Consider the following 20,382-nt stretch of genomic DNA (forward strand, 5'->3'; position numbering starts at 1 on the left):
GCCCGGACCATGTCCATGTACCCAGAACAGATCCACAGAATGACCACTGCCAGCATGCTCCGCGAATGGCGCGAGCATGGCGGCAAGTACCGCCTCGAAGGCAGCCAGTGCGAAGAGTGCAACGAAATCTTCTTCCCAAGGCGCACCGTCTGCGGCGCCTGCAATTCCCTGAGCGTGAAGCCTTACCGCTGCAAGCGCACGGGCAAGATCGAAGTCATGGCCCACGCCGAGAACCCGGTCCTGGCCGCCATGGGTTATGGCGAAACCGTGCCGCGCGTCATGGCCATGGTGCGCCTGGATGACGGCCTGGTGATTGCCTCGGAGATCGTCGATGTCTGCGATCCACAGCAGCTGAAAGTCGGCGCACCAGTGCGCATGGTGATTCGCAAGCATGTGCGCGAAAGCAACCTGGCCTGGCAATACGCTTATAAGTTCGTACTGGATATATAAGTTGTTGTTCAAGGTGCCTTTATATAAGGCACCTTGAAGTTAGCCATTAAAATAAAATCCAACTTAAAAGTTACATCAACGGCCGCTTCACGCCTCGAAGTTGCCTTAAGGCCCTGATTTCCTTTAGGGCCTACAGATTCCTGTGCCTATGAACGGGGACTATCCCCACCCCTTAACTTATTGGCTTACTTAGAGCCAAGGACCCATCATGTCTACTCTTTGCCTTCCACACGTCATGTTTCCGCAACACAAGATCACCCAACAGCAGATGGTTGATCACCTGGAAAACCTCCACGCCGACCATCCGCGCATGGCCCTGGCCAAACGCATGATCGCCAACACTGAAGTCAACGAGCGCCATCTGGTGCTGCCGATCGACGAACTGGCGGTGCACACCGGCTTCACCCACCGCAGCATCGTCTATGAGCGTGAAGCCCGGCAGATGTCATCCGCGGCGGCGCGCCAGGCCATCGAAAATGCCGGGTTGCAGATCAGCGACATCCGCATGGTGATCGTCACCTCCTGCACCGGCTTCATGATGCCGTCGCTGACCGCGCACCTGATCAACGACCTCGGCCTGCCCAATTCCACCGTGCAACTGCCCATCGCCCAGCTGGGCTGCGTGGCCGGGGCCGCGGCCATCAACCGGGCCAACGATTTCGCCCGGCTCGATGCTCGCAACCATGTGCTGATCGTGTCCCTGGAGTTCTCTTCGCTGTGCTATCAGCCAGACGACACCAAGCTGCATGCCTTCATCTCCGCGGCCCTGTTCGGCGATGCGGTGTCGGCCTGCGTGCTGCGCGCCGACGACCAGGCCGGCGGTTTCAAGATCAAGAAGACCGAGTCGTTCTTCCTGCCCAAGAGCGAGCACTACATCAAATATGACGTGAAGGACACCGGCTTCCACTTCACCCTGGACAAGGCGGTGATGAACTCCATCAAGGATGTGGCGCCGGTGATGGAGAAGCTCAACTACGAGACGTTCGAACAGAACTGCGCGCACAACGACTTCTTCATCTTCCACACCGGGGGACGCAAGATCCTCGACGAGCTGGTGATGCACCTGGACCTGGCCTCGAACCGGGTCTCGCAATCGCGCAGCAGCCTCTCGGAAGCCGGCAACATCGCCAGCGTGGTGGTGTTCGACGTGCTCAAGCGGCAGTTCGATTCCAACCTGAATCGAGGCGATATCGGCCTGCTGGCAGCCTTCGGCCCAGGCTTCACTGCGGAAATGGCCGTCGGTGAGTGGACCGCCTGACGGGAAAACCTGCGTCTGTCCGACCTGACGTTGCCGGGCTGTAAGGCAACGTCAGGCCGCACCCTCACGGCGCGCCGCGCCGGGTTCATGGTTTTCAAGGAAGCAGAGCGATGAACGCTGGAATACCAACCACGGCTGCCGACAGCCGTTACGAAAGATCCATGGTGCTGTTGCTGTCACTGAGTTTCGGGCTGGTGGGGCTTGATCGCTTCATCATCCTGCCGCTGTTTCCGGTGATCATGCACGACCTGCAACTGGACTATCAGGACCTGGGCTACCTGTCCGCCGCGCTGGCCTTCACCTGGGGGCTGTCCGCCCTGGGCATGGGCGGCGTGATCGAACGCCTGGGCACCCGCCGCGTGCTGGTGGCCTCGATTGCCGTGCTGTCGCTGCTGTCCGGCTTCTCCGCGCTGGCCACCGGCGTGCTGGGGCTGGTGATCCTGCGCGGGTTGATGGGCATCTGCGAAGGCGCCTTTACCCCGACCAGCATCATTGTTACCAACGAAGTCTCGCGCCCTGACCGACGCGGGCTGAACCTGGGTATCCAGCAGGCGCTGTTCCCGATTCTCGGCCTGTGCCTGGGGCCACTGATCGCCGCGTACCTGCTGCAGCTTTCCGGCTCGTGGCGGGCGGTGTTCGCCATCATTTCCCTGCCGGGCCTGCTGCTGGCCGGCTACCTGTGGAAGGTCTACCGGCCGCTGCCGGCGCCCTCCACCGCAGGCCTGTCTGGCAGCGCCGGGCGCAACTGGCTGGCGGCGTTCAAGAGCGGCAACGTCAGCCTGAACATCCTGATCATGTTCTGCATCCTCACCTGTCAGTTCGTGCTCTGCGCCATGCTGCCCAGTTACCTGACCGACCACCTGCACCTGGAAACCCTGTCCATGGCCTTTGTCATCTCGGCCATCGGCCTGGGCGGTTTCATCGGCCAATTGATCATTCCCGGAATGTCCGACCGCCTCGGGCGCAAACCGGTGGTATCGGCCTGTTTCATGACCAGCAGCACCCTGGTGGGCCTGCTGATCGTCAGCCCGGCGATTCCCTGGCTGCTGTTTCTGCTGTTGTTCCTGCTGTCGTTTTTCAATTTCAGCCTGATCTGCATGACGGTCGGCCCACTGACCAGTGAATCCGTGGCCCCGGCCCTGCTGCCGACGGCGACCGGGATTGTCGTGGGTTTCGGCGAGATTCTCGGGGGCGGGCTGTCCCCGGCCGTGGCCGGGTTTGCCGCCAGCCATTTCGGCCTGCCGTCGATCCTGTACGTGGCCCTGAGCGGCAGCCTGATCGGCTTGCTGATGTCATTTCTGCTCAAGGAAAGTGCGCTCGAACCTCGCCGGACGCGAGCCCCCGAGCCGCTGCCCATCCTCCCCGCCCCCTTGCCCCTGAAGGACTAGAAAATCATGGACGATTACCTGCTGTTGCTGGATGTCTGCCACAAGGAACAGCGCGCCATCGGGCTGTTCGACTTGCACAATGGTCGCAGCATGCATGCCCTGTCCGAACACGGTGGGTTATACGAAACCCTGCATTTCTGCGCCCGCCGGCACCTGGATTGGAGCGAGTACCTGCGCAGCCTGCCAGCCCATCCGCAACAGCCTTGCGAGGGACACCCGCAAGGGCCGCTGCGTCCGCCACTCAAACCCAGCGACAGCCTCCTGGCCCAGGTCAGCGAGGTCAGCCTGAACACCCCGAACACCCGCCAGGGCTGGTTCTACAAGGGCAACGGCAGCCTGCTCAAGACCGACGGCGAGGCGCTGATGATCCCGTATCACGCCCTGAGCATTTGCAGTCAGCCGGGCGTGTTCTGCGTGTATCTGGTGGACCACTTCAAGCAACTGCGCTTTGTCGGCTTCAGCCTGGGTCATGACATCCATGACCCGCTGCTCAGCCGCCAGGACGCCAGTTCCTGCGCACAATCACGCCTGCGCCAGTGCGCCATCACTCCGGCGCTGATCCTCGGCGAGCTGCAGAGCAGCCTGTCACTCAATGTACGGGTTGAACGCCAGGGCGTGCAGTTGTCCTACCTCAGCTATCGCCTTGATCTGCAGAACTGGTGGGCGATCCGCAAATACTCCCAGGCCTTCCTCGAACAGCATGAGCAGTTCCTGCAACCGGGCATGGTCCACTACGTGTTCCACAGTGCCTGCCGGCGTGAGAACGAACTGCAGCTGCAGCACGGCGACTGGCTGGACCTGGACTGCCCGGAGCTGGAGCTGGGCCTGAGCAACCAGGTCAGCGAAGAAGAGCTGCTGCACCTCTATCCCCTGGAGAGTCAGCCACACCGGGACCGCGCCCACGGCAGCCGTCCCACGCGGCTACGCCAGCACTACTGAGGCGGACTCAGCGATAGGCCGCCACCGGGACACAGGCGCAGAACAGGTTGCGATCACCGTAGACGTTGTCCACCCGGTTCACCGCAGGCCAGTACTTGTGGGCCCGGGCATGGCCACTGGGCAGCACCGCCTGCTCGATGCTGTAGGGCCGCGCCCAGATCCCGGTGATGTCCGCCAGGGTATGGGGAGCCCCCTTGAGCGGATTGTCCTCGGCCGGCCAGTTGCCCTCCTGGACCTGGGCGATCTCGGCACGAATGCTCAGCATGGCCTCGACAAAGCGGTCCAGCTCAGCCTTGGACTCGCTTTCGGTGGGTTCCACCATCAGCGTGCCCGGCACCGGGAAGGACATGGTCGGGGCATGAAAGCCGTAATCCATCAGACGCTTGGCCACATCCTCCTCGGTAATCCCGGTCAGCGCCTTGAGCGGCCGCAGGTCGAGGATGCATTCATGGGCCACTCGGCCATTACGCCCGCTATAGAGCACCGGGAAGGCGCCGCTGAGCTGGGCGGCCAGGTAGTTGGCGGCGAGGATCGCCACCTCGCTGGCATCCGCCAGTTGCGGCCCCATCAGAGCGATGTACATCCAGCTGATGGGCAAGATACTGGCGCTGCCCCAGGGCGCCGCGCTGACCGCGCCATTCTCTGCAAGCGGCCCGTCGATGGGCACCACCGGGTGATTGGCGACAAAGGGCGCCAGATGGGCTCGCACGCCGATCGGCCCCATCCCCGGCCCGCCGCCGCCATGGGGAATGCAGAACGTCTTGTGCAGGTTCATGTGCGAGACATCGGCGCCGATGTCCGCAGGCCGAGTCAGGCCCACCTGGGCATTGAGGTTGGCGCCGTCCATGTACACCTGGCCGCCGTGGCTGTGGATAACTTCACAGATCTGGCTGATGCCCTCTTCATAGACGCCATGGGTCGAGGGGTAAGTGGCCATCAGGCAGGACAGCCGATCACCGGCGGCCTGGGCCTTGGCCGTCAGATCCTCCAGGTCGACGTTGCCAGCCTCATCGCATTCGACGATCACCACCTGCATCCCGGCCATTTGGGCCGAGGCCGGGTTGGTGCCATGGGCCGAGGCCGGTATCAGGCAAATGTGCCGCCCGCCTTGCTGGCGGCTCTCGTGGTAACGACGAATGGCCAGCAACCCCGCGTATTCGCCCTGGGCACCGGAGTTGGGCTGCATGCAGATGGCATCGAAGCCGGTGATGGCGCACAACCAACACTCCAGTTCCTCGATCATCAAGGTGTAGCCGACGGCCTGCTCCCGAGGGGCAAAGGGGTGCAGGTTGGCGAATTCCGGCCAGGTGATGGGGATCATCTCGCTGCTGGCATTGAGCTTCATGGTGCAGGAGCCCAAGGGGATCATCGACTGGTTGAGCGCCAGGTCCTTGTTCTCCAGTTGTTTGAGGTAGCGCAGCATCCGGGTTTCGCTGTGATGGGCGCTGAACACCGGATGCGTCAGGTAGGGGCTGCGGCGCAACAGGCTGTCAGGAAGACCCGAGGCCAGCACCTCGGCATCCAGTTCGGCGACGTCCAATCCATGATCCGCGCCGAGAAACACGTCCAACAGCCGGGCCACGGTGGTTTCGTCACAGGTCTCATCAAGGCTCAGGCCCAACTGGCCACGGCCGAGAATCCGCAGGTTGAACTGCAGCGCCTTGGCGCTCTCGATGATCGCGGTCTGACTGCCGCCCACCTCCAGGGTCAGGGTGTCGAAGAAGTGCCGGTTGACCCGCGTTATGCCGTGGCGCTCAAGGCCCGCAGCGAGGATGCAGGTCAATCGATGCACCCGCTGGGCAATGCGCTTGAGGCCAGCCGGACCGTGATAGACCGCATAGAAGCCGGCGATGTTGGCCAGCAGCACCTGGGCAGTGCAGATGTTGGAGTTGGCCTTCTCGCGGCGGATATGCTGCTCGCGGGTTTGCAGAGCCATGCGCAAGGCCACCTGCCCGCGGGCATCCTTGGACACGCCGATGATGCGCCCGGGCATCGCCCGCTTGTACTCGTCGCGACAAGCGAAAAACGCTGCATGAGGACCGCCGTAGCCCATGGGCACGCCGAAGCGCTGGGAGGAGCCCAGGACCACGTCGGCCCCCAGCTCGCCGGGCGGGGTCAGTACCAACAGGCTGAGCAGATCGGTGGCCACACAGGCCAGGGCCTGCTGGGCATGCAACTGATCGATCAACGGCCGCAAGTCGCGGATCTCGCCGTGGGTATCCGGGTACTGCAACAGCGCGCCAAACACCTGATGCGCGGGCAAGTTATCCACAGCGTCGACGATCACCTCGAAACCGAACCCCTCGGCCCGGGTGCGCACCACGGAGATGGTCTGGGGATGGCAGTGTTCATCGACAAAAAACAGATTGCTCCTGGACTTGGCCACGCGCTTGGCCAGGGCCATGGCTTCGGCCGCTGCGGTGGCCTCGTCCAGCAAGGAGGCGTTGGCCAGATCAAGGCCTGTGAGGTCGATGGTCATCTGCTGGAAATTCAGCAGGGCTTCGAGTCGGCCCTGGGCGATTTCCGGTTGGTAAGGCGTGTAGGCGGTGTACCAACCGGGGTTTTCCAACACATTGCGCAGGATCACCGTCGGCGTCAGGGTGCCGTGGTAACCCATGCCGATCAGGCTGGTCCAGACTTGGTTCTGCGCGGCATACCCCTTGAGCTTGGCCAGGGCCGCCTGTTCATCCAGTGCCGGTGGCAGGTCCAGGGCGCGATTGAGGCGGATGCCCGGCGGCACCGTCTGCTCGATCAGCTCGATCCGACTCCCCAGCCCGAGGCTGGCAAGCATCGCCTGCTGCTCCTCGGCATCGGGCCCCAGGTGCCGGTGGAGAAATGCGTTGGGCTCGCGTAACTGGCTCAGGGATGGCGACAGGGACATGGCAGGCTCTCTCCGATAAGCGGCGCTCAGCGTCGATGCAACAGGGTGCCAAGCAGCATAGCAGCCGATTCTGCGCGTCGACGCGCTGGCATCCCGAGGCAATCGGTACCATCATGCAGGGCGTCCGCGCGCCGGCCCCGGTGCGCCGCAACCCCTGCTCTCATCGTCCGCTTATCGGGTGCCCCATCGTCATGAGCCAACCGTCTTTCCTGCCGTTCTCCAAACCCACCATCGATGAATCCACCATCGCCGCCGTCGGCGAAGTGCTGCGTTCGGGCTGGATCACCAGCGGCCCCAAGGTCCAGGCGTTCGAAGCCCAGCTCTCGGCGTTCTTCGGCGGACGCAGCGTGCGTACCTTCAACTCCGGCACCTGCACCATGGAGATCGCCTTGCGCATTGCCGGCATCGGCCCTGGAGATGAAGTCATCACCACGCCGATTTCCTGGGTGGCCACCGCCAACGTGATTCTCGAAGTGGGTGCCACGCCGGTGTTCGCCGACATTGATCCGATCACCCGCAACATCGACCTGGCCCAGGTGGAAGCTGCTATTACGCCACGCACCAAAGCCATTATCCCGGTGTTCCTGGCCGGCTTGCCGGTGGACATGAGCCGCTTGTATGCCCTGGCCAAGAAACACGGCCTGCGGGTGGTGGAAGACGCGGCCCAGGCCCTGGGTTCCAGCTGGAATGGCCAACGCATCGGCGCCGGTGGCGACTTCGTGTCCTTCAGCTTCCAGGCCAACAAGAACGTCACTTCGTCCGAGGGCGGCTGCCTGGTCCTCAATACCCCTGAAGAAGTGCGCCTGGCCGAGAAGTACCGCCTGCAAGGGGTCACCCGCAACGGCTTCGACGGTCTGGATGTGGATGTGCTGGGGGGCAAGTTCAACATGACCGACGTCGCCGCCGCCATCGGCCTGGGGCAGTTTGCCCATATCGAGGCGATCACCGCCCACCGCCGCGAGCTGGCCCGACATTACTTCGAGTGCTTTGGCAGCGACTTCGAAACTCGCTATGGCGCCCAGCTACCGCCGGCGGATTTCAGCAACAGCAACTGGCACCTGTTCCAGCTGGTGCTTCCGGAGCGCAAGGACGGCAAGCCGGCCCGCGCCACCTTCATGGAGCAGATGCAGGAACGGGGCATCGGCATCGGCTATCACTATCCGCCGATTCACTTGCTGAGCCTGTACCGCGAGCGCGGTTTCAAGGAGGGAATGTTCCCGGTGGCGGAACGGGTCGGTCGTCTGATCGTCTCGTTGCCGATGTTCACCGCCATGAGCAAGGCCGACGTGGAACGTGCGGTGGCGGCGGTGAAAGAGGTGTTGCAGGCTTAAAGGGCCTTCGCGAGCAAGCTCGCTCCTGCACAACAGGAGCGGGCCTGCTTGCAGGAGCGACTTACTCGCCGATGGCGGCCTTGTAGCCGGCGGCGTCCAGCAGTTTCTCCAGATCGGCCGGGTTGCTCGGCTTGAGCTTGAAGATCCAGGCGTCGTAAGGCTCGCTGTTGAGCAGCTCGGGGCTGGTGCTCAGATCTTCGTTGACCGCGATCACTTCACCGGCCACCGGGGCATAGATGTCGGAAGCGGCCTTGACCGACTCCACCACGCCCGCCTGGTCCCCTGCGCCAAACACGTTGCCAACTTCCGTCAGCTCGACGAATACCACATCGCCCAGGGCTTCCTGGGCGTGGTCGCTAATACCCACGGTCACACTGCCGTCAGCTTCCAGACGGGCCCATTCGTGACTATCGGCAAAACGCAGGTGGGCAGGGATATCGCTCATGTTCTGTGTCCTCAAGAAGAAGTGTCAGCGGCGCAATGCCGGCTGGAAATAGTTAGATCAAGGTCTTGCCGTGGCGCACGAAGGTCGGTTTGACCACCCGGACCGGGTACCACTTGCCGCGGATTTCCACTTCGGCACGGTCAGCGGTGGCCATCGGCACCCGCGCCAGTGCGATCGATTTACTCAGCGTAGGGGAGAAACTACCACTGGTGATCTCACCTTCGCCAACATCGGCGATGCGAACCACTTGATGCGCGCGCAAAACCCCACGCTCTTCCAGTACCAACCCCACCAGCTTTTGCTTCACCCCGGACGCTCGCTCAGCCTCCAGAGCGGTACGACCGATGAATTTGCGTGACGACGGCTCCCAGGCAATGCTCCAGGCCATGTTCGCTGCCAAGGGCGAAACATCCTGGTGAATATCCTGGCCGTAGAGGTTCATGCCGGCTTCCAGGCGCAGGGTATCCCGGGCGCCCAGGCCGATGGGCGAGATCCCCGCTCCCACCAGATCGTTGAAAAAGGCCGGCGCCTGATCGGCGGGCAGGACGATTTCCAGTCCATCCTCACCGGTGTAACCGGTGCGGGCGATGAACCAGTCACCGTCGGTGCCGGCTTCGAAAGGCTTGAGCTGTTGAATCAGGGCGCCACGGGACTGGGTCACCAACTCGGCGATCTTGTGCCGGGCCTGAGGTCCCTGGATCGCCAGCATGGCCAGCTCCGGTCGCTCGCGCAGTTGCACCTGGAACTCACCCAACTGCGCCTGCATCCAGGCCAGGTCCTGATCCCGGGTGGCGGCGTTGAGCGCGAGGCGATAAGCGTCCTCGAGGCGGTAGACGATCATGTCGTCGACGATGCCGCCGCGCTCATTGAGCATGGTGCTGTACAAGGCCTGGCCAGGGTGCTGCAAACGTTCGACATCATTGGCCAGCAAGTGCTGGAGCCAGGCCTTGGCCTGGGCGCCGCTGACATCGATCACGGTCATGTGCGATACATCGAACACACCGCAATCACGTCGCACCTGATGGTGCTCCTCGACCTGCGAGCCGTAATGCAAAGGCATATCCCAACCGCCAAAATCGACCATTTTCGCGCCGAGGGCGAGATGCAGGTCATACAGAGGCGTACGCTGTCCCATGGGTTTCTCCTTCCGGGCGTGGCGAGGGTGCGGACTGGCGCTGCTAGGGTGAAAGCCTTGAAATAGATGGCTTGCAGCCGATTTCAGCGTCCCGGCCAAACAACAGGCCGCACCGAATGCCGCGCATTGTAGCCGCAAGGTGCAAGGCTGGCACCTAACCGATTCGATGGGCTGAGCGACGAATCAGGCCAATCACCGGCAGCAGGCCAACCAGTACCAGGGTCAGCGCCGGCAACGAAGCTCGCGCCCACTCCCCTTCACTGGTCATTTCGAAGATCCGCACCGCCAGCGTGTCCCAGCCGAACGGGCGCATCAGCAAGGTGGCGGGCATTTCCTTGAGCACATCGACGAACACCAGCAAGGCCGCGCTCAGGGTCCCGGGCAGCAATAACGGTAGATACACTTTGAAAAACAGTCGCGGCCCACCCACCCCCAGGCTGCGCGCGGCTTCGGGCAGCGACGGGCGAATCCGCTCCAGGCTGTTTTCCAGCGGTCCGTAGGCTACCGCGATAAAACGCACCAGGTAGGCCAGCAACAAGGCGGACAGGCTACCCAGCAACAGCGGCTTGCCGGCCCCGCCCAACCAGCCGGACAACGGAATCACCAGTTCCCGGTCCAGATAGCTGAAGGCCAGCATGATCGATACCGCCAGCACCGAGCCGGGCAAGGCGTAACCGAGATTGGCCAGGCTGACCCCGGCGCGGATGCCTCGGGTCGGCGCCAAGCGTCGGGCGAATGCCAACAGCAAAGCCACGCAGACGGTGATCAGCGCCGCCATGCCTCCCAGGTACAGGGTGTGGACAATCAGCCCGGCATAGCGCTCATCCAGGTCGAAGCGCCCGCGCTGCCAGAACCACACCAGCAGTTGCAGCAGCGGGATCACGAAGGCACAGGCAAATACCAGCAGGCACCAGCCCGTAGCCGCCATGGCCTTGAGCCCAGACAGGTGGTACAGCGCCTTGCCCCGGGGCCGCTCGTTGCCGGTGCGACTGGCGCCGCGGGCGCGTCGCTCGCCGTACAGCACCAGCATCACCGCCAGTAGCAACAGGCTGGCCAGTTGCGCGGCACTGGATAGACTGAAAAACCCGTACCAGGTCTTGTAGATAGCGGTAGTGAAGGTGTCGAAGTTGAACACCGACACCGCGCCGAAATCCGCCAGGGTCTCCATCAGCGCCAGGGCGACCCCAGCGCCGATGGCCGGCCGCGCCATCGGCAGCGCCACGCGCCAAAAGGCCTGCCAGGGCGACTGCCCAAGCACCCGAGCGGCCTCCATCAAGCCTTTGCCCTGGGCCAGGAAGGCGTTGCGCGCCAACAGGTAGACGTAGGGATAGAACACCAGCACCAGCACCAGGATCACGCCGCCGGTGGAGCGCACTCTCGGTAGCCGCAAGCCTGTGCCGAACCATTCCCGCAGCAGACTTTGCACCGGTCCGGAAAAATCCAGCAGGCCGACGAAGACAAAGGCCAGTACATAGGCCGGGATCGCGAAGGGCAGCATCAGCGCCCAATCCAGCCAGCGCCGTCCGGGAAACTCGCAGAGGCTGGTGAGCCAGGCCAGGCTCACCCCCAGCAGCGTGACGCCAACGCCGACCCCGAACACCAGGGTCAGGGTGTTGCTCAACAGACGCGGCATCTGCGTGTCCCACAGGTGGGACCAGATCTGCTGGTCGACGGCCTGCCAGGACAGCAGCAGCACACTCAGCGGCAACAGGACCAAGGCCGCTACGGCGAAGACCAGGGGATACCAGCGACGTTGGGCAGGATGGGCCACAAAGAACTCTCGGGCAGGTGGAACAGACAAAAATACTTGCGCAAAACGCGTGGAGCGATGGAGCTTGCTCCCGCTGGGTGCCATGGCCGCCCCAACGGCTGCAACCACGTTACGCCAGTTGAATCACGTATTCAGGGCTTGCCACCGCTACGCGGTGGAACGGGAGCAAGCTCCCTCGCCACAAAAGCCCAACCGTTAAACAAAACGCCCCGCAAAAGCGGGGCGCAGTATAACGGCAGTCTCAGTTCCAGCCAGCGCGGTCCATCAAGCGAATGGCCTCGGCCTGGCGCTTGCCGGCGATCTCAACCGGCAGGGTATCGGCCACGAACTTGCCCCAGCTGGCCACTTCCGCAGAAGGCGCCACCGCCGGGTTGGCCGGGAACTCCTGGTTGACGTCGGCAAAGATCTTCTGCGCTTCAGGCGTGGTCATCCACTCCACCAGCGCCTTGGCCGCCTCCGGATGCGGCGCGTACTTGGTCAGGCCAATACCCGACAGGTTGACGTGCACCCCGCGATCGCCCTGGTTCGGCCAGAACAGCTTCACCGCCAGGTCGGGCTTCTGCTTGTGCAAGCGGCCGTAATAGTAGGTGTTGACGATGCCAACGTCGCATTGGCCGGCGTTGATCGCATCCAGCACCGCGATGTCATCGGAGAACACATCGGTGGACAGGTTGTTGACCCAGCCCTTGATGATCTCTTCGGTCTTCGCCGCGCCGTGGGTCTCGATCAGGGTGGCAGTCAGCGACTGGTTGTAGACCTTCTTCGCGCTACGCAGGCACAGACGGCCTTCCCACTGCTTGTCGGCCAGGGCTTCATAAGTGGTCAGTTCGGAAGGTTTGACCCGCTCGGTGGAGTAGGCCAGGGTCCGCGCCCGCAGGCTCAGGCCGGTCCAGGCGTGGTTGGAAGAGCGGTATTGCAGAGGGATGTTGCTGTCGATGACCTTGGAGGTGAACGGTTGCAGGATGCCCATCTGCTCGGCCTGCCAGAGGTTGCCGGCGTCCACGGTGAGCAGCAGGTCGGCGGTGGCGTTTTCGCCCTCGGCCTTGATCCGCTGCATCAGCGGCGCTTCCTTGTCGGTGATGAACTTGATCTTCACCCCGGTCTTCTGGGTGTAGGCATCGAACACCGGCTTGATCAGCTCATCGATACGCGAGGAGTAGACCACGACTTCATCGGCAGCATGGGCGGCGGTGCCGATGAAAGTGAGTGCCAGGGCGGTCAGTAGACGCTTCGGTGCCAACATGGGAGCAGTCTCTCGATTATAAAATGAGGCGAAATGATAAGGACTCCCATTTGCCTTCTCAACCGAACCTGACGCCGAGGCGTTACCAGATGTTGCGTAGAGCCGTCCGCCAGGAAGCTTCGCCGGCCAGCCGGCGCCTACGCTTGGGCCAGCTCTGGTAGATCGCCGCTCAGGCCCAGTGCCTGACGCACGAACAGCGCCTTGGCCTCGGGCATCTGGTCGACCATCTTCAGGCCAGTGTTGCGCAGCCAGCGCAGCGGCAACGGATCGGCCTGGAACAGCCGCTCGAAGCCTTCCATGGCCGCCATCAGCGCCAGGTTGTGAGGCATGCGCCGACGCTCGAAACGGCTCAGTACCTTGACCTCGGCCAAGCGCTCGCCACGGCTGGCCGCTTGCAGCAGCACTTCGGCCAGCACTGCGGCATCGAGGAAACCCAGGTTGACCCCCTGTCCCGCCAGCGGATGAATGGTATGGGCGGCGTCGCCGATCAGGGCCAGGCCTTCGGCCACGTAGCGCTTGGCGTGGCGCTGGCGTAGCGGCACGCAAAGCCGAGGGTCGGCGCTGAGCACGGTGCCCAGGCGACCTTCGAAGGCGCGCTCCAGCTCAGCACAAAACGCGGCGTCATCCAGGGCCATCAAGCGCTCGGCCTCGGTGGGCGTGGTGGACCAGACAATGGAGCACCAGTCGTGCTGCCCGTCCCGTACCAACGGCAGAAACGCCAACGGGCCGGTGTCGGTGAAACGCTGCCAGGCGGTCAGTTGATGGGGCTGGCTGCTGCGCACACTGGTGACGATGGCGTGATGCAGGTAATCCCACTCCCGGGTAGCACAACCGGTCAGGCGACGCACGGCCGAGTTGGCGCCATCGGCGGCGATGACCAAAGGCGCTCGCAGGACCCGGCCGTCCGCCAGGGTCAGCAGCCAGTCATCGCCGGAGCGGCGCATCTGCTCCAGGCGGGCATTGGCCAACAAACCGATGTCGCACTCGTGCAAACGCTCAAGCAAGGCATCCTGAACCACGCGGTTCTCGACGATATGCCCCAACACCTCGGCATGCACGCTGGAGGCCGAGAAGTGAATCTGCCCGGTGCCGCTGCCGTCCCAGACCTGCATGTCGCAGTAGGGGCTGCTGCGCCGTGCGGCAATACCGTCCCAGGCGCCAAGGCGCTGCAGAATCCGCTGGCTGGCGGCCGACAAGGCACTGACCCGGGGTTCGAACGGCGACTCGGCGTCGAAGGGTTTGACACTCAGGGAGCCGCCATCGAGCAGCAGCACTTCCAGGCCGCTGCCCTGCAACGCCAACGCCAAGGCACTGCCGACCATTCCAGCTCCGACAATCAGCACATCTGCGCGCATTTCCATGCTTTAGGCCTGTCTCGCTTGCGGCTTGAGCCGCACATAAAGGGTTTTATCGACCCGCGCCACCAGGGTGCCGGAGCCGTCATGAATCTCTACCTGCAACTGCGGCAGGTACTTCTCGCCCGTTGCGGTCTGCTGGCGCACTTCGTCGAGCAGCGCCTGGTCAATGCTGAACCGAGCAAACACCGGCCCCTTGCCCGGGGCGATGAAGTCGATGGCCGCGGCCTTGTCCCAGACGATGTAATCGCGTCCCAGGTTCTCCATCAGCATCAGCATGAAAAACGGGTCCACCATCGAATACAGGCTGCCGCCGAACTGGGTGCCGACATAGTTGCGGTTGTACCAGCCCAGCCCCATGGAGACCTGGACTTCGCGGAAATCCACGCTGATCTGGCGAACCCGCACACCTGCCCCCAGATAGGGCGGATACAGGTTCATCACCCAGCGCAGCAAGCGTGCCTTGCCGACGCGTCGAGTCAGCCACTCACGCATCCGGACGAGTACCCAGGCCCATGGCCTGGCGCGCGAACCAGCGCTTGGCCGGGGGCAGCAGGTCCAGTCCGAGCAAGCCAAGATTGCGCCCCACCGACAGCAGGGGGAGCTTGCTGCCGAACAGCCGCGTGACCTGATCGGAAAAACCCACGGTCAGGCTCTGGTCCAGGCGCTGGCGCTCGCGATAAGCCTGCAGCACGGCAAAATCGCCCGGCAGTTGTTCGCTGGCCAGCAAGGCATCCGCCAGGGCCTGGGCATCACGCAGCGACAGGTTGAAGCCCTGTCCGGCAATCGGATGCAGGCTGTGGGCGGCATTGCCCAGCACCACCAGATGGGAGCGCACCTGCTCTTCGGCTTCTACCAGGGACAGCGGATACAAATGCCGCGCCCCCACTTGTTTCAAGGTGCCCAGGCGGTAACCGAACACGCCCTGCAATTCGCTGAGGAAACTACGGTCATCCAGGTCGGCCAGACGCTGAGCGTCCATGCCCTGGCGGGTCCAGATCAGCGCGCAGCGATTTTCCGGCAATGGCAGCAACGCCATCGGTCCGTCATCGGTGAAGCGCTCGAAGGCCATGCCGTTGTGGGCTTCGCTGGGGGTGATGTTGGCAATCAGCGCGCTCTGGTTATAGGGGCGATTCTTGACCCCGATACCCAATTGTTCGCGCAGGCCGGAGCGGCCACCGTCGGCGAGCACCGCAAGGTCGCATTCCAGTGTGGTTTCGTCATTCAGGGTCAGGCGATAGCCGCCTTCCAGAGGCTCCAGGCGAGTGACCTCCGACGGACAGCGCCAGCTGATCACGTCCTTGTCCAGTCCTTGCCACAGGCATTGACCGAGCCAGGCGTTTTCCACCACATAACCCAGGGCCGGAACCCCTTCTTCCATGGCCGACAGGCGCGCAGTGGAAAACCGCCCACGGTCGGACACATGAATCTGCTTGATCGGCTCGGCGCGCCGGGAGATCGCTTGCCACAAGCCCAGGCGCTGGTAGATCTGTCGGGCGCCAAAGGACAGTGCCGAAGAACGCGCATCGTAGCTGGGCTGGAAGCTGTCGCCGGGGGCGAAGGGTTCGATCAGCACGATCTTCCAGCCCCGGGCCTTGGCTCCGGCCTGCAGAGCCAGGGCCAGGCTTGCGCCGACCAGGCCGCCACCGATGATGGCCAGATTGACCCGGCTCATGAGGCCTGAACTCGGGCTGCTGCCATCAGCGCCTCGATCTCGGCGACGCTTTTGGGCACGCCGCTTGTCAGAATTTCACAGCCCTGCTTGGTCACTACCACGTCGTCCTCGATGCGCACGCCAATGCCGCGCCACTTCTTCGCCACTTGCTGGTTGTCCGGGGAGATGTAGATGCCCGGCTCCACGGTCAGCGCCATGCCGACCTCCAACACCCGCCACTCGCCGCCGACCTTGTATTCGCCGACATCGTGTACATCCATGCCCAGCCAATGCCCGGCGCGGTGCATGTAAAACGTCTTGTAAGCCTCGCTGGCAATCAGCTCGTCGACTGCGCCTTCCAACAGACCCAACTTCACCAGACCGGCGGTGATCACCCGGACCGTTGCCTCATGGGCCTGGTTCCAGTGCTTGTTCGGGGCGATCTCGGCAAACGCCGCTTCCTGGGCCGCCAGCACCAGTTCGTAGATCGCCTTCTGCTCGGGCGAGAACTTACCGTTGACCGGCCAGGTCCGGGTGATATCACTGGCATAGCAGTCGATTTCACAACCAGCGTCGATCAATACCAGATCACCGTCCTTGAGCAGGGCGTCATTCTGTTGGTAGTGCAGGATGCAGCTGTTGCGCCCGGCAGCGACGATGGAACCATAAGCCGGCATCTTCGCCCCGCCCTTGCGGAACTCGTAGTCCAGCTCGGCTTCCAGACTGAACTCGTGCAATCCGGGGCGACTGGCCTGCATGGCCCGGATATGGGCCTGGGCGGAAATCCGTGCGGCTTCGCGCATCACCTTCACTTCCGCCGCCGATTTATACAGGCGCATATCGTGCAGCAGATGATCCAGGGCAACGAATTCGTTCGGCGGCTGGGCGCCAAGGTGCGCTTTAGAGCGGATCACGTTGATCCAGTCCATCAGGTGGCGATCGAACTCGGGGTTGCTGCCCATGGCCGAATAGACCCGGTCACGACCTTCGATCAGCCCCGGGAGAATGTCGTCGATATCAGTGATGGGAAACGCATCGTCCGCACCGTAGTCACGGATCGCGCCTTCCTGACCAGCCCGCAGGCCATCCCACAGTTCCCGCTCGGCATTGCGCTCACGGCAGAACAGCACGTACTCACCATGCTCGCGACCGGGCATCAGCACGATCACGGCCTGGGGCTCGGGAAAACCGCTGAGGTATTGGAAATCGCTGTCCTGGCGGTAGACGTGCTCCACATCGCGGTTGCGAATGGCCACGGCCGCCGCCGGCAGGATCGCGATGCTGTTGGGCTCCATCTGCGCCATGAGCGCCTTGCGGCGACGGCTGTATTCCGCTCTAGGGATATGAATCATGGGCAGATGCAGTTCCCTGTCAGTCAGTGCAGAGAAGGCTTGGCAGCCGGTGCAACGGTCTTGTTGGTTTCGGTGAACAGCAGCAATGGCGCGACCCGCAGGTACTCCATCACTTCCATGTAGTCGCTTTCACCGTCGTCGGACTCTTCCAGCGCATCCTGTACCTGAGCGATGGCTGCAAGGTCCTGCAACACTTCCGTGGCCTCGACGCTCAGGGCGCTGCTGTCACGGGAATTGAGGCCGAAACCGGCGAGGAAACCCTGGCACCACTGGCCCAGGGCCGCGGCACGTTCGGTCAATGGCGCGTCGTCGCTGGGCAGCAGCAGGACCACGGTCATGTCGTCGCTGGTGAGCTCGCCCTTGACCATTTCCTGCAGGCCGATCAGGGCGTTGCGCACATTTTCTTGTGGCTCGCCTTCGAGCAGCTCGGAAGCGTCCACCAGCCAGCCGTCGACCTCGAAGCCGGCGCCAGCGCAGCTACGGCCCAGCAACAGGCCGTGCAATTCGGCAGGAGAAACAGGATGACCACTGCTGCTGAGCAGGGTGGCGAAGGCGTTGTACGGGGAATTCTGAATGGGCATGGGCAGCTAGGCGCCAAGCGGCGCAATGTCTAGAATGAAGGCCTTGTATCGTAGGGCGTGTCATCATTCATTGCCAGCGCCGCGTTGCGCCTTGCGCCCCGTTACAGCGGTCCGCGGGGCCTGGGGCGACGGACAGATTGCCGACCGACAGCACCCGATGCGCCAGGACTGTTCGGGCCGTCCAGGCGCTGCCCAGCCAGTTGCCACTCATCAGACCAACTTCAGTGGGACACAATGGAAGACACCGACCTGCACGCACTGATGGCCAGACTCGAACTGCTTATTACCCGGGTCGAGCAACTAAAGAGTCAAAACGCACTCTTATTAGCTCAGGAAAAGACCTGGCGCGAGGAACGCGCGCACCTCATTGAAAAAAACGAAATCGCCCGGCGTAAGGTCGAATCGATGATTTCGCGCCTCAAGGCCCTGGAGCAAGACTCATGAGTTCAAGCAATAGCGTTACCGTGCAGATCCTCGACAAAGAGTATTCGATCATCTGCCCCCAGGAAGAGCGCAGCAATCTGGTGAGCGCAGCCCGTTACCTGGACGGCAAGATGCGCGAGATCCGTAGCAGCGGCAAAGTCATCGGTGCCGATCGCATCGCGGTCATGGCCGCGCTGAACATCACCCACGATCTGCTGCACCGCCAGGAGCGTCCGGACGTGCAGGCCAGCGCCACCACTCGCGAACAAGTGCGCGATCTTCTGGAACGCGTTGACCTGGTCCTGGCCACCGATTCGGACGCAAGCAAGGCTGATTCCTGACAGCGGTTGCGGTATACTCCCGCCACTCCCTGGGGTGCTTGCCAGTTGGCGATGTCCCTGAGCCGATTCGCACTACCCTGGAAGTTGCACGTTGGGCTGGTGTGCATGTCCGCTAGACGGAAAGCCTTAAAGCCTGCTGCATCTTCCGCCTTGAACTTTCGGGTTCAAGGGCTAAGTCGACAGCGGTTCGCCTGGGGAGCCTGAATTCTCAGCCAATGCCAGTTATCCATGCTGGCATTGGTTTTTCCGGGTAGGCTGTTCTGCCATGTCCGACTTTCCATAGCCTCATCCATGACCGAACCTGCGCCGCTTTCCCGCCCGCAACTTCGACGCATGCTGCGTAAAGCCCGTCGCTCCCTGACACCTGCCCAGCAACGCCAGGCCGCCAGCGGGCTGTACCGCCAGTTGGCGCAGAATCCAGTGTTTCGCCGAGCCCGACACCTGTCCCTGTACCTGCCCACTGACGGAGAGATCGATCCGCGCCTGCTGCTACGTGCCGCGCAACGCCGGGGCAAGGCCACCTACTTGCCAGTGCTCAGTGCCTGGCCACGGACCAAGATGGTCTTCCAGCGCGTACGGCCCGGAGAAAAACTGCGCCCCAACCGCTTTCGCATCCTCGAACCCAGGATCAACGTCGCACGCCAACGCAAGGTCTGGGCGCTGGATCTGGTGCTCCTGCCCTTGGTGGGATTTGACGAAGACGGTGGACGCCTGGGAATGGGCGGCGGCTTCTACGACCGCAGCCTGGCTTACCTGGCGCGGCGCAAGAGCTGGCGCAAGCCGAAGCTGCTGGGGCTGGCCCATGAATGTCAGAAGGTCGCGAGACTGGATCAGGCCAGCTGGGATGTGCCGCTACAGGGCACCGTGACTGATCAGGGATGGTACTGCGCCCGATAGACGTCGCGCTGGCTCAGCGACGCCGGGACGGATTCAACGCTTGAAGGGTTGCGGCTGTTGGGCAATCTCGATCGGGGCATCGGTCTTGTTGGCCCATAAGCTCTGCGCATAACCAGTGGTCACAACGCCCAAACCGAACAAAATAACCAAAATCCATAGTAAATCCGGTTGGCGTTTCATCGATTGCCCCCCCTCGGGCAAGTCACACACGATGACAGCAACGGTTTCCATAACAGGCCGTGCAGCAGCGTCAAGCTTAAAATCCCGGCATTCTGCGATAACGTGAACCGACACGCAAATGCTGGCGTCAACCGACTGTCGGTTTGTCATAAAATCCTCCGACAACCTGCCCAACCACCCTTTGGAGGGTAAGAAACATGGCCTATTGGCTGATGAAATCCGAGCCAGACGAACTCTCGATCCAGGACCTAAACAAGCTTGGAAAGGCCCGTTGGGACGGTGTGCGCAACTACCAGGCACGCAACTTCCTGCGCGCCATGGCCGTCGGCGATGAGTTCTTCTTCTACCACTCCAGTTGTCCGGAGCCAGGCATCGCTGGCATCGGCCAAATCATCAAGGCGGCCTACCCGGACCCCACCGCCCTGGAACCGGACAGCGTCTATTTCGACCCCAAGTCCAGCGCCGAGAAAAATGCCTGGAGCGCAATCGACGTAGCCCACGTGGAAACCTTCAACAAGGTCCTGCGCCTGGACTATCTCAAGCAGCAGACTGCCCTCGCTGAAATGCCCCTGGTGCAAAAAGGCAGTCGCCTGTCAGTCATGCCAGTGACCGCAGAGCAATGGGCGGCTGTGCTCTCTCTACGTTGAGCAACCCGCCCCGGTGTGCCGTGGCCTGGCAAGCGCAACGGCACTGGCGCCAGTTTTTTGCCCCGATCGCCATGCAGCCTGCGAACAATAGGTTTAGGCTTGGCCCTTTCA

The 20,382-nt window shown here is 62.8% G+C and carries 20 protein-coding genes and 1 other RNA gene; 10 read left to right on the plus strand and 11 right to left on the minus strand.

What is annotated here, in order from left to right; all coding sequences use genetic code 11:
• Window positions 1-9: 9 nt before the first annotated feature.
• The 4 genes from Q8O96_RS16470 (at window position 10) to Q8O96_RS16485 (ending at window position 4,035) form a co-directional block, all read left to right on the plus strand.
• A complete protein-coding gene (locus Q8O96_RS16470) occupies window positions 10-450 on the plus strand; it encodes a Zn-ribbon domain-containing OB-fold protein (RefSeq protein WP_102862172.1) in 441 nt (146 codons plus the stop codon).
• Between the two features lie 208 nt (window positions 451-658).
• Window positions 659-1,708: a type III polyketide synthase gene (locus tag Q8O96_RS16475; RefSeq protein WP_102862173.1), complete on the plus strand. Its 1,050-nt coding sequence runs from the start codon at window positions 659-661 to the stop codon at window positions 1,706-1,708.
• Between the two features lie 110 nt (window positions 1,709-1,818).
• Window positions 1,819-3,096 carry an MFS transporter gene (locus tag Q8O96_RS16480; RefSeq protein ID WP_102862174.1) on the plus strand — a complete coding sequence of 426 codons (1,278 nt, stop codon included), beginning with the start codon at window positions 1,819-1,821 and terminating at the stop codon, window positions 3,094-3,096.
• A gap of 6 nt (window positions 3,097-3,102) precedes the next feature.
• Window positions 3,103-4,035, plus strand: a complete 933-nt coding sequence (locus Q8O96_RS16485; RefSeq protein WP_305949107.1) for a fumarylacetoacetate hydrolase — start codon at window positions 3,103-3,105, stop codon at window positions 4,033-4,035.
• Window positions 4,036-4,042: 7 nt separating this feature from the next.
• Here Q8O96_RS16485 and gcvP read toward each other — a convergent pair whose 3' ends face one another.
• A complete protein-coding gene (gcvP, locus tag Q8O96_RS16490) occupies window positions 4,043-6,916 on the minus strand; it encodes an aminomethyl-transferring glycine dehydrogenase (RefSeq protein WP_305949108.1) in 2,874 nt (957 codons plus the stop codon).
• A 191-nt stretch (window positions 6,917-7,107) separates the two neighbouring features.
• Here gcvP and Q8O96_RS16495 point away from each other — a divergent pair, with 191 nt between their 5' ends.
• Complete coding sequence (locus Q8O96_RS16495) at window positions 7,108-8,247, plus strand: DegT/DnrJ/EryC1/StrS aminotransferase family protein (RefSeq protein ID WP_102862177.1); 1,140 nt, start codon at window positions 7,108-7,110, stop codon at window positions 8,245-8,247.
• 61 nt (window positions 8,248-8,308) lie between these two features.
• Here Q8O96_RS16495 and gcvH read toward each other — a convergent pair whose 3' ends face one another.
• The 9 genes from gcvH to Q8O96_RS16540 all read right to left on the minus strand — a co-directional run bounded on the left by gcvH (window position 8,309) and on the right by Q8O96_RS16540 (window position 17,783).
• Entirely contained in the window at window positions 8,309-8,692 is a 384-nt protein-coding gene (gene gcvH / locus Q8O96_RS16500) for a glycine cleavage system protein GcvH (protein ID WP_102862178.1), read from the minus strand.
• A 52-nt stretch (window positions 8,693-8,744) separates the two neighbouring features.
• Complete coding sequence (gcvT, locus tag Q8O96_RS16505; RefSeq protein WP_102862179.1) at window positions 8,745-9,827, minus strand: glycine cleavage system aminomethyltransferase GcvT; 1,083 nt, start codon at window positions 9,825-9,827, stop codon at window positions 8,745-8,747.
• Between the two features lie 154 nt (window positions 9,828-9,981).
• On the minus strand, window positions 9,982-11,598 hold the full coding sequence (locus Q8O96_RS16510; protein ID WP_102862180.1) for an iron ABC transporter permease: 1,617 nt from the start codon (window positions 11,596-11,598) through the stop codon (window positions 9,982-9,984).
• 241 nt (window positions 11,599-11,839) lie between these two features.
• Entirely contained in the window at window positions 11,840-12,841 is a 1,002-nt protein-coding gene (locus tag Q8O96_RS16515; protein WP_102862181.1) for an extracellular solute-binding protein, read from the minus strand.
• A gap of 137 nt (window positions 12,842-12,978) precedes the next feature.
• A complete protein-coding gene (locus tag Q8O96_RS16520) occupies window positions 12,979-14,196 on the minus strand; it encodes a 2-octaprenyl-3-methyl-6-methoxy-1,4-benzoquinol hydroxylase (protein WP_250329826.1) in 1,218 nt (405 codons plus the stop codon).
• Between the two features lie 9 nt (window positions 14,197-14,205).
• Window positions 14,206-14,691, minus strand: a complete 486-nt coding sequence (locus tag Q8O96_RS16525; protein ID WP_250329747.1) for a DUF4442 domain-containing protein — start codon at window positions 14,689-14,691, stop codon at window positions 14,206-14,208.
• The gene (ubiH, locus tag Q8O96_RS16530) at window positions 14,684-15,871 is read right to left on the minus strand and encodes a 2-octaprenyl-6-methoxyphenyl hydroxylase (protein ID WP_305949109.1); all 1,188 of its coding nucleotides are present in this window, start codon (window positions 15,869-15,871) and stop codon (window positions 14,684-14,686) included. The genes Q8O96_RS16525 and ubiH overlap by 8 nt, the downstream gene beginning before the upstream one ends.
• Window positions 15,868-17,202, minus strand: a complete 1,335-nt coding sequence (gene pepP / locus Q8O96_RS16535) for a Xaa-Pro aminopeptidase (protein ID WP_102862185.1) — start codon at window positions 17,200-17,202, stop codon at window positions 15,868-15,870. Before pepP ends, ubiH begins: the two co-directional genes overlap by 4 nt.
• A 23-nt stretch (window positions 17,203-17,225) precedes the next feature.
• Window positions 17,226-17,783: a YecA family protein gene (locus Q8O96_RS16540; RefSeq protein ID WP_102862186.1), complete on the minus strand. Its 558-nt coding sequence runs from the start codon at window positions 17,781-17,783 to the stop codon at window positions 17,226-17,228.
• A 234-nt stretch (window positions 17,784-18,017) separates the two neighbouring features.
• Here Q8O96_RS16540 and Q8O96_RS16545 point away from each other — a divergent pair, with 234 nt between their 5' ends.
• The 4 genes from Q8O96_RS16545 to Q8O96_RS16560 all read left to right on the plus strand — a co-directional run bounded on the left by Q8O96_RS16545 (window position 18,018) and on the right by Q8O96_RS16560 (window position 19,444).
• Window positions 18,018-18,227, plus strand: coding sequence for a TIGR02449 family protein (locus Q8O96_RS16545; RefSeq protein WP_011064144.1), 210 nt, complete (start codon window positions 18,018-18,020; stop codon window positions 18,225-18,227).
• Window positions 18,224-18,547 (plus strand): cell division protein ZapA, encoded by a 324-nt coding sequence (locus Q8O96_RS16550; protein WP_016962902.1) that lies wholly within the window; start codon window positions 18,224-18,226, stop codon window positions 18,545-18,547. Before Q8O96_RS16545 ends, Q8O96_RS16550 begins: the two co-directional genes overlap by 4 nt.
• 23 nt (window positions 18,548-18,570) lie before the next feature.
• Window positions 18,571-18,749: non-coding RNA, 6S RNA (gene ssrS / locus Q8O96_RS16555), on the plus strand.
• A gap of 89 nt (window positions 18,750-18,838) precedes the next feature.
• Complete coding sequence (locus tag Q8O96_RS16560; RefSeq protein WP_102881235.1) at window positions 18,839-19,444, plus strand: 5-formyltetrahydrofolate cyclo-ligase; 606 nt, start codon at window positions 18,839-18,841, stop codon at window positions 19,442-19,444.
• A gap of 33 nt (window positions 19,445-19,477) precedes the next feature.
• Here Q8O96_RS16560 and Q8O96_RS16565 read toward each other — a convergent pair whose 3' ends face one another.
• Window positions 19,478-19,774 carry a hypothetical protein gene (locus Q8O96_RS16565; RefSeq protein WP_102862188.1) on the minus strand — a complete coding sequence of 99 codons (297 nt, stop codon included), beginning with the start codon at window positions 19,772-19,774 and terminating at the stop codon, window positions 19,478-19,480.
• Between the two features lie 47 nt (window positions 19,775-19,821).
• Between Q8O96_RS16565 and Q8O96_RS16570 the strand changes: the two genes are divergently transcribed.
• A complete protein-coding gene (locus tag Q8O96_RS16570) occupies window positions 19,822-20,271 on the plus strand; it encodes an EVE domain-containing protein (RefSeq protein WP_102862189.1) in 450 nt (149 codons plus the stop codon).
• Window positions 20,272-20,382: the final 111 nt, after the last annotated feature.

It is taken from the genome of Pseudomonas sp. LPH60, assembly GCF_030718165.1.
Taxonomy (GTDB): Bacteria; Pseudomonadota; Gammaproteobacteria; order Pseudomonadales; family Pseudomonadaceae; genus Aquipseudomonas; species Aquipseudomonas danubii.